The 13,043-nt window shown below is 45.6% G+C and carries 12 protein-coding genes and 2 pseudogenes; 10 read left to right on the top strand and 4 right to left on the bottom strand.

Annotation, left to right across the window (positions count from 1 at the left end; genetic code table 11):
* The first annotated feature begins 100 nt into the window (after positions 1-100).
* From MJ769_RS04580 to MJ769_RS04565, 4 genes are all read left to right on the top strand, one after another.
* Entirely contained in the window at positions 101-832 is a 732-nt protein-coding gene (locus MJ769_RS04580) for a pseudouridine synthase (RefSeq protein WP_239234687.1), read from the top strand.
* 17 nt (positions 833-849) lie between these two features.
* Positions 850-1,869, top strand: a complete 1,020-nt coding sequence (gene queA / locus MJ769_RS04575; protein WP_239234685.1) for a tRNA preQ1(34) S-adenosylmethionine ribosyltransferase-isomerase QueA — start codon at positions 850-852, stop codon at positions 1,867-1,869.
* 394 nt (positions 1,870-2,263) lie between these two features.
* Positions 2,264-3,553, top strand: a complete 1,290-nt coding sequence (locus tag MJ769_RS04570; RefSeq protein WP_239234683.1) for an AAA family ATPase — start codon at positions 2,264-2,266, stop codon at positions 3,551-3,553.
* Complete coding sequence (locus MJ769_RS04565) at positions 3,553-4,437, top strand: DUF4435 domain-containing protein (protein ID WP_239234681.1); 885 nt, start codon at positions 3,553-3,555, stop codon at positions 4,435-4,437. The genes MJ769_RS04570 and MJ769_RS04565 overlap by 1 nt, the downstream gene beginning before the upstream one ends.
* A 1,206-nt stretch (positions 4,438-5,643) precedes the next feature.
* Here MJ769_RS04565 and motB read toward each other — a convergent pair.
* The 4 genes from motB to flhD form a co-directional block, all read right to left on the bottom strand.
* On the bottom strand, positions 5,644-6,606 hold the full coding sequence (gene motB / locus MJ769_RS04560) for a flagellar motor protein MotB (protein WP_239234679.1): 963 nt from the start codon (positions 6,604-6,606) through the stop codon (positions 5,644-5,646).
* Positions 6,607-6,636: 30 nt separating this feature from the next.
* Entirely contained in the window at positions 6,637-7,491 is an 855-nt protein-coding gene (gene motA / locus MJ769_RS04555) for a flagellar motor stator protein MotA (protein ID WP_239234677.1), read from the bottom strand.
* 190 nt (positions 7,492-7,681) lie between these two features.
* On the bottom strand, positions 7,682-8,239 hold the full coding sequence (gene flhC / locus MJ769_RS04550; protein ID WP_239234676.1) for a flagellar transcriptional regulator FlhC: 558 nt from the start codon (positions 8,237-8,239) through the stop codon (positions 7,682-7,684).
* Positions 8,240-8,268: 29 nt separating this feature from the next.
* Positions 8,269-8,589: a flagellar transcriptional regulator FlhD gene (gene flhD / locus MJ769_RS04545; protein ID WP_239234674.1), complete on the bottom strand. Its 321-nt coding sequence runs from the start codon at positions 8,587-8,589 to the stop codon at positions 8,269-8,271.
* 657 nt (positions 8,590-9,246) lie between these two features.
* On the opposite strand from flhD, the gene MJ769_RS04540 reads away from it, so the two are divergent.
* The 6 genes and pseudogenes from MJ769_RS04540 to MJ769_RS04520 all read left to right on the top strand — a co-directional run bounded on the left by MJ769_RS04540 (position 9,247) and on the right by MJ769_RS04520 (position 12,896).
* Complete coding sequence (locus MJ769_RS04540; protein WP_239234673.1) at positions 9,247-10,773, top strand: hybrid sensor histidine kinase/response regulator; 1,527 nt, start codon at positions 9,247-9,249, stop codon at positions 10,771-10,773.
* A gap of 21 nt (positions 10,774-10,794) precedes the next feature.
* Positions 10,795-11,427, top strand: a complete 633-nt coding sequence (locus MJ769_RS04535) for a response regulator (RefSeq protein WP_239234671.1) — start codon at positions 10,795-10,797, stop codon at positions 11,425-11,427.
* Between the two features lie 281 nt (positions 11,428-11,708).
* Positions 11,709-11,831, top strand: a pseudogene (locus tag MJ769_RS14685) (helix-turn-helix domain-containing protein); the annotation flags it as partial.
* Positions 11,832-11,935: 104 nt separating this feature from the next.
* Entirely contained in the window at positions 11,936-12,142 is a 207-nt protein-coding gene (locus MJ769_RS04530; RefSeq protein ID WP_239234669.1) for a hypothetical protein, read from the top strand.
* Between the two features lie 6 nt (positions 12,143-12,148).
* A complete protein-coding gene (locus MJ769_RS04525; protein ID WP_445083066.1) occupies positions 12,149-12,397 on the top strand; it encodes a helix-turn-helix domain-containing protein in 249 nt (82 codons plus the stop codon).
* Positions 12,375-12,896 (top strand): annotated as a pseudogene (locus tag MJ769_RS04520) (transposase). The gene MJ769_RS04525 and the pseudogene MJ769_RS04520 overlap by 23 nt, the downstream one beginning before the upstream one ends.
* The last annotated feature ends 147 nt before the right edge of the window (positions 12,897-13,043 follow it).

Genomic DNA, 13,043 nt, shown 5'->3' with positions numbered 1-13,043 from the left:
CATTCGTGCCAACAGTCGATTAAGTTCCAAACAGAATGGCGCACTACACTAGCTACCAGTAAGTATCGCTGCGACTGCATTAGGCTTTATTAGAAAAACTATGGAAAAAATACGTCTCTCCAAACTGATGTCTGAACAGGGCTTGTGTTCCCGCCGGGAGGCAGACAGCTATATTGAACGCGGGTGGGTGTTGGTGGACGGCAAGCCGGTAACCGAGTTGGGCACGAGAATTGATCCGACCCAGCGCATTACACTGAATCGTGCCGCCCAAACACAACAGCAAACGCGCGTAACAATATTGCTTAACAAGCCAGTTGGGCTTGTCTCCGGGCAGGCAGAAGACAACCACAAACCCGCAGCGTCCCTGATTAATGCTTCAACCCGCTTTGCCAGCGATAAAGCACCGCTGACTTTTCACCCGATGCATTTGAAAGGCATCGCGCCTGCGGGCCGGCTGGATATTGATTCGCAGGGTTTACTGGTATTTACTCAGGATGGTCGCATCGCCAAACAACTTGTAGGCGAAATTTCCGAACTCGATAAGGAATATCTGGTGCGTGTGCAGGGAAAAATTTCAGCTAACGGCCTGTCCATGTTGAACCACGGCCTCAAACTGGACGGCGACATGCTTAAGCCCGCCAAAGTAAGCTGGCTCAATGACGATCAATTGCGTTTCATACTGCGCGAAGGCAAAAAACGCCAGATTCGCCGCATGTGTGAGCTGGTAGGGCTTAAAGTTACCGGGCTAAAACGCGTGCGTATCGGCAAAATCAAACTGGGCGATTTGCCCACCGGACAGTGGCGCTACTTGCGCGATGACGAAGCGTTCTAATCGTTACAAACCATTTGATGTTCACCGACGAATTTAACTTCGCACTCCCCGAGCACCTGATCGCGCAACACCCACCCGAACAACGCAATGCCAGTCGCTTGTTGTGTTTAAGCGGGGGGGGCAGGGTGGATTCCATGTTTGCCAATCTGCCAACCCTGGTGCGCGAACAGGATTTACTGGTATTGAACGACGCGCGCGTGCTGAAAGCGCGCCTGCCCGGCGTTAAAGAAAGCGGCGGCAAAATTGAGGTATTGATCGAACGCATTCTCGATGAACATCATGCACTGGCCCAGATACGCGCCAGCCATGCACCCAAGCCGGGTAGCCGGTTGTTACTGGCAGATGATCATCTCCCCGTTACAGTGCTGGGACGCGAGCGAGAATTCTTCAACTTGCGTTTCGACAGCACAGAAAGTGTATCGGTATTGCTGGAACAATACGGACAGTTGCCGTTACCACCCTATATCACCCATGCAGCTAATGCCGAAGACGAAGAACGATATCAGACGGTATACGCATGTCAGCCCGGTTCGGTAGCCGCGCCCACGGCAGGGCTACATTTCGATGACGCAATGCTCGCTGCCTTACGTGCCCAAGGCACGCAACTCGCTTATTTAACTTTACATGTCGGTGCCGGTACTTTTCAGCCAGTGCGTGCGGATAATGTGCGTGATCATGTGATGCACAGCGAACGTTATGCCATTCCACAGGCAACAGTGGATGCCATTTTGCAGACCCGGGCGCGGGGCGGACGGGTGATCGCAGTGGGCACTACCAGTTTACGTGCGCTGGAAAGCGCAGCGCAAATAGGCAAGTTACGTGCCGGAGAGGGTGAAACCAGTATTTTCATTACGCCGGGTTACCAGTTTAATGTGGCGGATGTTTTGCTGACTAATTTCCATTTACCCAAATCGACCTTGCTGATGCTGGTATGCGCTTTCGGTGGCATGGAAGCAATGCTCGCCGCCTATAGCCATGCGGTGGAACGGCAATACCGTTTTTTCAGTTATGGCGATGCCATGTTGATTGAGCGGTAGCAGGTTTGGGCAGGTAATCCGTTCGGGATTCTTCATGAATAAAGGTAAAATTTAACATTCGCTTTGCGACAAGGAATTCAGCTCAAGCCAGAGGGATGTAAGATACGTTACGATGAAGAAACAGAGCGTTTAATCCAGTCCACTTAAGTTTTTTTCAGTGCGTATACTGTAATGCTTTATACGTAGCTACTCGCTGACTTGGTCAAGTGATTATGAAGGTTTTATCATGGTGCTTTTATCCGGAAAATTAGGAGTGTAATAAATTCGCTCTGCATTAAAAAATGCATTGAGAGACAGATGCCAGTTTATACACCTCGAAGGAGCCTTTGTCGGCGCGTTTTAGGTTGTCTGCTTTACCTTATTATCCCTGCATTGATTATATAGCGAGATTAGAATGAACTATATTGAAAGCGTAAAAGTAGATGAGTTTTGGGGCGAGCGCACTCTCGAATTTAAATTCAATGACGATGTCAATTTTATTATTGGCATAAATGGATCAGGTAAGACTACCGCTGTAAATATTATTGTTGCGGCACTAACAGCCAATTTTTCTGAACTAGATAGGTCTGACTTTACCAAGATAACTATTAAACTTAAGTCTAAGAGTAGTAAAAAGAAGCCATCGATTACTATTACAAAGCTTCCTGTTAAAGAATTACCTTTTTCGCAAATCGTTTATGAAATAAAAGAGTCTTCTAGTGATAAGCCTGTAACTCTTTCATTGGATGATTACGAAGAGCAAATGATGATTAGAAAATACCCACGACATATGTTGGAGAGGGAACTTCTCCGAAGAAAAAGTCAGAACATCAATATTTCACTGAACAAAATGGTTAACGTAAGCTGGCTTTCGGTTAATAGAGCGAGTGTTTGTGCCAGCATGGAGAATTTTGATGAAGATGATTACGCCTCAAGCGTAGATAGGAAATTGAAAGAGTTATCAAATAGATTGGTTAGGTACTTTTCTACGCTTGGGAAAAAGGGTTCAGAGCAATTTGAAAACTTTCAAAAAGAAGTCTTTCTGTCTATGCTGTTTCGAAAAGGGAGTAAACCGTTCTTTTCAACGGCAAAAAAAATAAATTTAGATGATGAGAAGAAAGCCCTTGAAGTTATTTTTAATCAATTCAAAGTCGCCACCAAAGACTTTAAAAGTAAATTAGACACTCATTTTGATGCGCTAGGCAAAGCAAAAGAAAAGCTTTCATCCGATAAGCCTGGAATGCTAAATACCGCTGACATTTCCGTTTTAATAGGGACAGAACGAATTGATTACATAGTCGAAGAATGGGAGAGGTCGATAGAAAAAAGAAAAGAAATTTTTGAGCCAAGAGATACCTTCCTTCAAATTATTAATTCGATGATGCAAAGAAAGACATTTTCAATAAATGCTCAAAATGAACTTCAAGTGACAACCCAATCAGGGAAAAATCTTCCAATTCATAGATTGTCGTCTGGGGAGAAGCAATTACTAATCGTTTTGGGCGAAGCTCTGCTCCAGGAAAAGCAGTCATGGGTATATATAGCAGATGAGCCAGAACTTTCTTTGCATGTTCGATGGCAGGAGAGTTTGGTTGATAATTTGCGATCAATAAACCCAAACTCGCAAATTATCTTTGCCACTCATTCCCCAGATGTTGTCAGTACGTTTGTAAATAAAATATTTGACATGGAGTGCATGTTTTAATGTCTTTTATGCGTACCAATTCTGGAATATCAAATCTTCATTTGTTCTATAACGCTGATCTCACTGTTTATACTGAGGGAGGGATCAATTCATATAGCATTTCTGAAGTTGAACTAGGAAAATATAATAAGAGTTCAGTAGATATAAAATTCTGGAGTGGCGTTTTCAAAGCTCACAATTTAAGTAAAAAAGTACACTTCAGGGCTGTTGGATCAAAAACTTCTGCACAAGTGATCATAGATAAAGTATTGAGCGGTGAAATCAGAAATACTGTCGTAGCGTGCGATAGAGATTTAGATCATTACCTAGGTTTAATGAAAGTTTCGCCTTACGTAATTTATACAAAAGGTTACAGTTGGGAGAATGATGTATTTGGAGAGGATATTACGAGACTTCAAATTGATAGCATGATATTAGAACATGAATTGCCCATTAAAGTGCTTGATTTGATTAAAGATTGCTATACAAGTTTTTTTGTAATAGGTAAGTTTATTGCTAAAGCAGAATTATTGTTTAGATTAAATGGGTTAAGTTTTATCTCCTGCATTAATGCTGAGCGTTTATTTAAGGCATCGAGTCCTGCGAAACTCAATAAACAAGAAGTCATCTGCATTTATAGACAAAAAGCCAAAGAGATCAAAAGGCCGTTTTTTTCTACAGTAAAAATCAGTGGATTATGTCCCTATATGAATAATTATGGGAAGCTGATAAAAGCATTGGCAGTAAATCTAATAAATTTCATTTGTCGTAAGTTTTCGGGTCATCGGAACTTTCCTTTATTGCTCATTGAATCGACTATGATAGAAAGGTTTTGCAAAAAGATAGCTTCTGTTCGGGATGAATACTATTTTAACTTAGTACATAATTTAAACTCTACAAACTAACTATTAAGGTTTTGGAGAAGCACTTTGCCCGAACATTTTGTGCAGCGTTTTGGTGCCTTTGCAAACTACAAATGGGTCAGGCTAGAATGGCACTAAGTTAAGGTTGTTTAGAAAAGTTAGAATATTTTTAACGCGCGTCAATACTGACTTAAAATATTATTTTAGTTATGCTGAAACGCTTTAAGTTAGTGCCATTCGAGTCTGACACTATTTTTAAACCTATTTTTCCTATGTGAAGATCGATAAATACAGAGCAATCAGTCCAACCGGATGGCTGTATAGAAATGCTAGGTTCGGCGGAAACGCTTGGTAGTGCACATGGCTTTGCACGATGCGCCGTATTGCTTCATCGACTTCCGCCACGCCGCGTGAGATAACAAAAGTCACTGACTCCACGGATCCGTCACTTCGGATAGACACCGTCACCATGAGATCGGCGTGCGGCCGCTTCGCCACTTCTCGGACTGTATCAACAGGTGTGTTGAACTGAATTTTCCGCGCCCACGCCTCAGCATACTGGACGAGTTCGGCGTTCGAGTGGGTTCGCCCCCATAGCCCCTGGCCCGACGTGCCGTGCTCAACGAATACGGTAGCGTGGAGTATGAGCGAGCGGCGGCAGTCGAGGCCTCTTTGCACCGAGAGGCTGACTCATTGAGCTGACGACCTATGGCCCGCAGCCGCGCTTCCCGTTTTGCTTCTTCTTGTTCCGCCAAAACGCGCGCTGCTTTCTCAAGAGCAGCCTTCCGACGCTGTGCTTCCAGCTTTGCTTCCCGCAGCGCCTCGTTCGCGCTGCGGCGATTATAACCCCATGCCCTGAAGCTGCCATTCGGGCAGCTGAGGCATGTAACTAATCAGGATGGATTTTTGGGAGAACTCGCTTGGTTGTCCGTCGTGTCGGGCATTTACCATCGTGCCATCCACGAGCGTCATTTTTCAACCACTCAAGCTACAGCACCCCGGCAACTATGATGTGTGTATAAATACCTGATACTGTGCTCACCGATTGAATAAATCGTGCACGCAACTACTGTGTCTGTTCGGCGAGATCTCGTTTCTTGCACCAATTTATGGCGGCTGCTCCTTGTGCGTTATGGGTCATGGACTCGACACTTGCAGAATAACGCGACGAAGCATTAATAAACCTAGTAAAACTATGATTAAATATTTTTTATTAAGTTAGTGCCGTTTTATTCAAAGGCATAACGTTTATTGATGCGTGTTGTTACTCTCAATATTACTCTTTATAAGCTGTTGGGCAGGCGGCCCACTTTCAGTTTCCACTTCGACTGTACCTCCATCAGTGCGCACAGACTCTTCTGTCACTTTGTTCATCACAATAATGTTGATGCGACGGTTAATCGGATTGAATGGATTTTTCCCATCGAACAGCACAGCAGAAGACAGTCCCACCACTCGTACCATTTTCTCCTCCTCCATCCCACCCGCAATCAACTCACGACGCGAGGCATTGGCACGATCAGCCGACAGATCCCAATTGCTGTAGCCCATTTCTCCAAAAGCATATGGCCGAGCATCTGTATGTCCCGATAAGCTCACCTTATTCGGTACTTGATTCAGCATTTTGCCAATTTCGCGCAGAATTTTTATGGTATAGGATTCGAGTCTTGCACTCCCGCTTTTAAACATGGGACGGTTTTCCTCATCCACAATTTGGATGCGCAGGCCTTCAGAGGTAATGTCAAGCAGAATCTGTTTCTTGAATTGTTGCAACTTGGGGTCAGCGTCGATCGCTTTTTCCAAGCTAGACTTCAGCATCTTGAGCTTGTCCAATTCTTTGAGTCTTTCAATACGCAAGGCTTCTTCAGTTGCCACCTTCAGATTGACTGTCCTCTTTTCAGTCGGAAGCTCCCCCTGCTTCACTTGGCCTTCACTGCGCGTCAAATCTTTACCTCCACCCTTAATCAGGCTGGAGCTATCGCCGCTACCAGATCCGCCCAACAGTGAAACCTTGAGAGGCGTACTAAAATAATCTGCAATACCTTTCAAGTCACCTTTGGTAGTCGAACCCAACAACCACATCAACAGGAAAAATGCCATCATTGCAGTAACGAAGTCAGCATAGGCGATTTTCCATGCGCCGCCATGATGCCCACCAGCTACTTTCTTGATACGCTTGACTACTATGAGTCTTTTATCATCACTCGCCATGATGCAGCTCTCTCAATGTGAATTTTCTATTCAGCGCTTTTGTTTGACGTGCTCTTCCAGCTCAGTGAAACCGGGACGTTCGGTAGAGTTGAGTACTTTGCGTCCAAACTCTACCGCCATCGCAGGGGCGTAGCCATTCAGATTTGCCAGCATTGTCACCTTGACTGTCTGGAACATTTTGCTCGACTCCTCAGCTTTTTGTTCCAGCAAAGACGCTAAGGGACCGACGAAGCCATAAGCCAACAGGATGCCCAAAAAGGTGCCGACTAGTGCTGCACCGATCAGTACACCCAGTTCGGCGGGTGGTAGCCCGACAGACCCCATGGTATGTACAACCCCCATAACCGCTGCCACTATACCGAACGCTGGTAGGGCGTCACCAAACTTGGCGAGAACATGCGACGGTACCATTGCCTCATGGTGGTGAGTTTCAATTTCTACATCCATCAGGTTCTCGATTTCCATCGCATTCAGGTTGCCGCTCAACATGATTCGTAGGTAATCTGACATAAATTCAATTATATGATGATCCGCCATTATTTTAGGATACTTGGCAAAGAGAGGACTTTCCGCTGCATTCTCTATGTCGTTTTCAATGGCCATTAATCCCTCCTTGCGAATTTTGCCAAGCAACTCATAGAGCAGTGCCATTAGTTCCATGTAGTGATCTTTAGTATATTTAGCGCCTTTAAATACACTGGGCAATGCTTTCATAGTGGCCTTGATTGCTTTGCCGCTATTACCCACTAAAAAGGCACCCGAGCCAGCACCTGCTATCATTAGCAACTCAATTGGCTGAAACAGGGAAAGCAAGTGCCCGCCCGCCAATGCATAGCCACCGAACACTGAAAATATAATGATTACATATCCGACAATTACCAACATGGCTCAGCCCCCTTGAATTGCGCGCAATGAGATTTCTCGTAGCAAGCTGGAAACAGTTTCTGGAAAAACGTCGGAAAGAAGCTGGATAAATAAACATTATTTCGTACATTGACACAACCGAACAGCGTAAACATTATCATGATTATTCCACGTAGCCTTTCGTGTGGTAACGGCACCCGATAATAGAACTTTAATTCGCCACGCTTAATGCCAACAAACTTGATGTTGTGGTATTCTTTTTTGTCTTCCCGGCACGAGAGGGGGGACGACAAATGCCGCACACATATCCGACATATAGTCCATTGGCATGCGCTATGAAATTACCACCACATTCGGTGCAGTCTGTCAGCTGCAACATCTTGGCATCAAAGAACCGTACTAGAAACCATGCACGTGTAACACTCAATATCGGATCATCGTCGCTAGCATTGATTTGCTCAAGATATAAACAATAACTTTTAATTAGTGCCTCGACGCCCGTTAAGCTGGTATTCTTTAGCAGATACTGATGAATGTCCATAAACAGGGAAGAATGGATGTTAGGCGACCAGCTCATGAACCAGTCAGTTGAGTAGGGCAGCATACCCTTGGACGGCGAAACACCCTTGACCTCCTTGTATAGCTTAAGCAAACGTTCGCGACTTAAAGCAGTTTCTTCCTGCAGCAATTGCAAACGAGCTCCTAGATTGATTAAATCCACGGCAATCTGGATTTGGTAAGCTTCAGTGACCACACTCTTGTTTCGCATGACAATCTCCGCTAGTAATATTTTTTAAATCAAGCGGCTAAAGCCTCTGCAGGCTGTCCGGTCATCAGAATCGTTGCATGCGCTTGTGACATCAACCTGTTCTTGTTGTAATCAGTGATCATATTGAGTAGAAGTTTTTCATCAAAGCGAAAGCGACATAACAACATATTGGATGCCGCCATTTTAAGTAGTTGAGCTGAGCTTAACCCCGCAATAAGTTCAGCCATCTCTTGGTTAATTCCAAGACGAAAAATGGCTGCCGCCTTGTCTTCCTGGATCATTTGCCGTGCGAGCAGCATATAAGAAAGATTGGCTTCTTTAATTTCTTGATGAAGTTGATCTGTATTCATGATTCGTCCCCTTGCAAGTTAACAAAGCTGTCATTTCGACAGTTGCATATTGCTACACGAACGAACAGAAAAAAATCAGAAGACTTCCGATCTCTTTGTAAGAAGATTTCCTACAGGGACAGGCAAACCTCCCCTTGCCCGTATCAGGTTGCAAGTGGAGGATTCCATGTAAGCTTGAATCTGAAGGGGAGCAAATTCAAGCTTAGAATTCTATTATCGACAGGCCATGGCGAAACTTTAATTTTTTTTAAGATATATCTAACTTGGCCTATCTAGCAGCACAGACCATTGAAATAAACGGTCACTATATGTATTACAATTGCTTGCTTGAATTTGCAAGGGGACAAACTCATGCTTACGTTCTCGTTATCGACAGACCATAGCAAAACTTTAATATTTTTTAAAATATATAACCTGGTGAGCTTGTTAGCACAGATCATTGAAACATATGTGCTAACAATAAAGTCAGGCCAAATAAGAGGGCAAGCCATTTTTATAAAGGATTCGGAGATGTGGATTGTTTCTCCGGCTTGTATTGTAATTAGAACAGGGAGACGACTATAACTATATGAATATATATGTCAGTTTAACTGAGAAATTACGAGCTCCTGTATTATTAAAATATAGTCTCAACTTTATGAAGTAACAAATAGAAATATGGTTGCCAATAAACTTCGTGTCTTATTAGTAGAAACTTCGCCGGAGGAGGCTTTGCGCACGCTCGCAAAACTGGTGCAGAGCGGTTATGTGGTTAAACATCGACGAGTAGATAATGCGCCTGATATGCATGCTGCCTTGGTTGAGGACAAGTGGGATGTAGTGCTATGCAGCTATGATCCATCTGGATTCTGTGGACTTGCCGCTCTTCAACTGATGCAATCGAAAGATGTGGATCTTCCTTTTCTATTCTTGTCGCATGACTTACATGAAGAAACCATCATTCATACCATGCAATCTGGTGCGAACGATTACATCTTTAAGGGGAGCTTAAATAGGCTCGCTCCTTCAATAGCGCATAATTTGCGCGCGGCACGTATTCGCTGCGAGCACCGTCAAGCGCAAATCGCCCTTCAAGAAAATCAGGCGCGCTTGCAAGCCTTTATTACTAACCTGCCGGGAATGGCCTATCAAGTATTACTCAAACATGACGGCGACATTTCCTTTCCGTATATCAGCGATGGCAGCAAAGCGCTTCTCGACGTAAATCCACAGGATTTAGAAAAACATCCTCACTTATTCATGAATATGCTGCACCCGGATGACCGTATCTCCTATGAGCAAACCATGCGCACTTCAGCAGATAATCTTTCCTTCTGGAACTGGGAAGGGCGTATCGTGATATTGCCAGCAGGCGAGATTAAGTGGATTAATCTACGTTGCAGCCCTCGAAAAACATTACATGGCGAAATACAGTGGGAAGGAATTATGTCCAACATCAGCCAAAGTAAGCAGGCGGAAATCGAAATAAAATATTCGCAGGAACAATTGCGTGAACTATCCTCTCACGTCCAGCTCGTACGTGAACATGAGCGCCTTAACATTGCGCGAGAGGTACATGACGACTTGGGAAGCACTCTTACCGCCATTAAGCTCAATATCTCTTGGCTGGGTGGACGCCTGAGCAAAGCAGCACCTGAACTGATTGCAAAAATTAAGGATGTTGAATGTTTGGTTGACAAGTGTACCGCTGCCGCAAATGACATCTCTCATTCTCTGCGGCCAAGCACACTGGACTGCTTCGGAATCATCGCAGCGATGGAAATTGAAGTAGATGAATTTGAGCAGCGTACTGGCATTTCTTGCGTATTTAACCACCCGGATGAAGATATCACTTTAGATCCGGATATCGCCATCGCGTTGTTCCGTATCCTTCAAGAAACGCTCACCAATATCATGAAACACGCACATGCCAGCAAAGTAAACGTAGATCTAAATAATCAAAATTCCTGCATCGAAATGATTGTTAGCGACAATGGACGCGGCTTTACTGAATCCGACCGCATCAAACCGCGCTCTTTCGGCCTGCGCGGCATTAAGGAGCGCGTCGCCTATTTCGGCGGCAATGTGCATATCATGGGCACGCCGGAATTAGGAACTACAATTAAGGCATGTATCCCGCATCAATCTAAGCTAACAGCCGTTGGCGGCTTTGTTTTGCCGCAGCCACAGCAAAAGCCGTTGTGATGAACACTATCAAAATCAACGATGATTAATATATTAGTAGCAGATGATCACGCACTGATCCGCAAAGGCATGAAGCAAATTCTCAATGATACCGAGGATATACGCGTAACCGGAGAAGCTGAGAATGGCATGCAAGCTATTAAAATGGTGCAGGGCAATACTTACGATTTGGTGTTGCTAGACATCAGTATGCCTGATAAACATGGCATTGATGTGCTCAAACAACTCAAGCTCAATAAACCGCAATTACCAGTGCTAATATTAAGTATGCATGAGGAAAGTCAATATGCATTGCGTTCTTTGAAGGCTGGGGCAGCTGGCTATCTCAGCAAGCAAAGCGCTCCGACGCAGCTGGTCACGGCTATACGCCAGGTCGCCTGCGGCAAAAAATATATTAGCAATGAACTGGCAGAAGAGTTAGCCAATGGACTGTCACAGGGATATCAGGAGTTGCTTCACCAAACCCTCTCCAACCGCGAATACCAGACGCTGTGCCTGATGGCATCTGGCAAGAGTCTAAGCGAAATGGCGGAGACTCTGTCGCTTAGTGCGAAAACCGTCAGCGTTTACCGCGCACGATTATTGGAAAAAATGAAACTAAAGAACAATGCCGAAGCAGTTCGTTATGCAATTAAAAATCACTTAATCGAATGATCTTTTTACAGATAGAGATATCAGACTCTCAGCGCATCGTAGTAATGCCCTCTTTCTCCCAAATAGAAAGGTCCCCTTGTGTTTACCTTGAATAAGCTTAATGCCCGATCTAAATCCAAGCGGCGGACACTTTGAAATGGATAGGAGGACTCAACTCTGAAGTGCAACTTTTGAAAGAGAGTTTAGGCAGCAGCTGCGTTAATATCGAGCCCTTGAACGACCAAGTAAGAGGGGTACAGATGAAGAAATACGAGTAGCTATTAAGCGGGCAACGATAGCAGATATACGGATTGAACCAAGCTGGTTTGAATCGAGCGCGGATTGCCCAAAAGGTGGGCGTGGACAAGTCGACCATTTCACGAGAGTTTAGGCGAAACAAAGGCCAACGCAGCTGGCGACCAAAATAGGCGCAATCGTTCATCAGAGCTGGGAACAACTTTGACGCGCTATTTTACTATTTGGTCCATCAGACTTTTGTGTGGGCTAAAGGTAATCTACTGCGCAAGTCTTGCAAAGGAGATGCGCACTGGAAAGCAAAGAACTGTATCGGTGCCTGCTTGGTATGAACGAGCCCTGGACGGTGGGACGAGTCGATCTGGAGATGGAGCGGCAGCAGGTTGACGTTTACGTTGAGCGCCCGAGCGGGACGCGTTTTGCGTGCCCGGACTGTGGTCAGGCACTTGCGGTGTATGACCACCTGGGCGAGCGGGTTTAGCGGCACTTGGACAACTGCCAGTTTCTGACCTACCTGCACGCCGCCCGGCCAAGGGTATCGTGTCCCGGGCATGGGGTAAAGCAGGTACACTTGCCATGGGCGGAATCGGGGAGCCGTTTCACCCACCTGTTTGAGGCGCTGGCGATAAACGTGCTGCTGGCTGCCAACGTCAAGCGAGCTGCACAGATTCTGCGCCAAGCGCTGTGCCGGGATCGAGGCGATCAGCCTCGACATGTGGCCGGCTTTCATCAATAGCTGCCTGAGCAATGTGCCGGATGCCGAACAAAAGAGGGTGTTCGACCGGTTCCACATCATGCAGCATGTCGGCAAGGCTGTTGACCGGGTGCGTAAAGATGAGCACAAGGCGCTAATGTCGTAATGTAACGATACCCTGGCACGCAGCAAGTACCTGTGGCTGTATAGCGCTGAAAACATGCCTGCGGCAGCAGCAGAACGGTTCAATGCGATCAGGCGGGGCAACTTGAAGACGGCGCGTGCTTGGGTGCTGAAAGAATCGTTGCGGGAACGGTGGTGCTATCACAGCACGGGCTGGGCCAAGCGCTTCTGGCAGCGCTGGTATTACTGGGCGACGCACAGCCGCCTGCCAGCCATGATTGAGGCGGCGAAGCTGATCGCCCGACATTTGCCGAATGTATTGACCTATTTCAAGCATCGCGTCACCAACGCCGTGGCGGAGAGATTAAACTCCAAAATTGCAACGATACAAAAACGTGCCTGCGGGTTCAGGAATTGAGACCATTTCAAGATCACCATCTACTTCTATTGCGGCGGCCTTGACCTGTTTCCGGCTTCAGCTACCCACAGGAAACCCGGATTAACCAAATATTTGGTGGCGTTGTCAATAGGAGACCTGAAATAATGCACTCCGTTATGTTGTCAC

The organism is Candidatus Nitrotoga sp. BS (genome assembly GCF_927797785.1).
Taxonomy (GTDB): domain Bacteria; phylum Pseudomonadota; class Gammaproteobacteria; order Burkholderiales; family Gallionellaceae; genus Nitrotoga.
The sequence above is the reverse complement of the archived record's forward strand: the minus strand, read 5'-3'. Positions and strand labels throughout refer to the sequence as shown.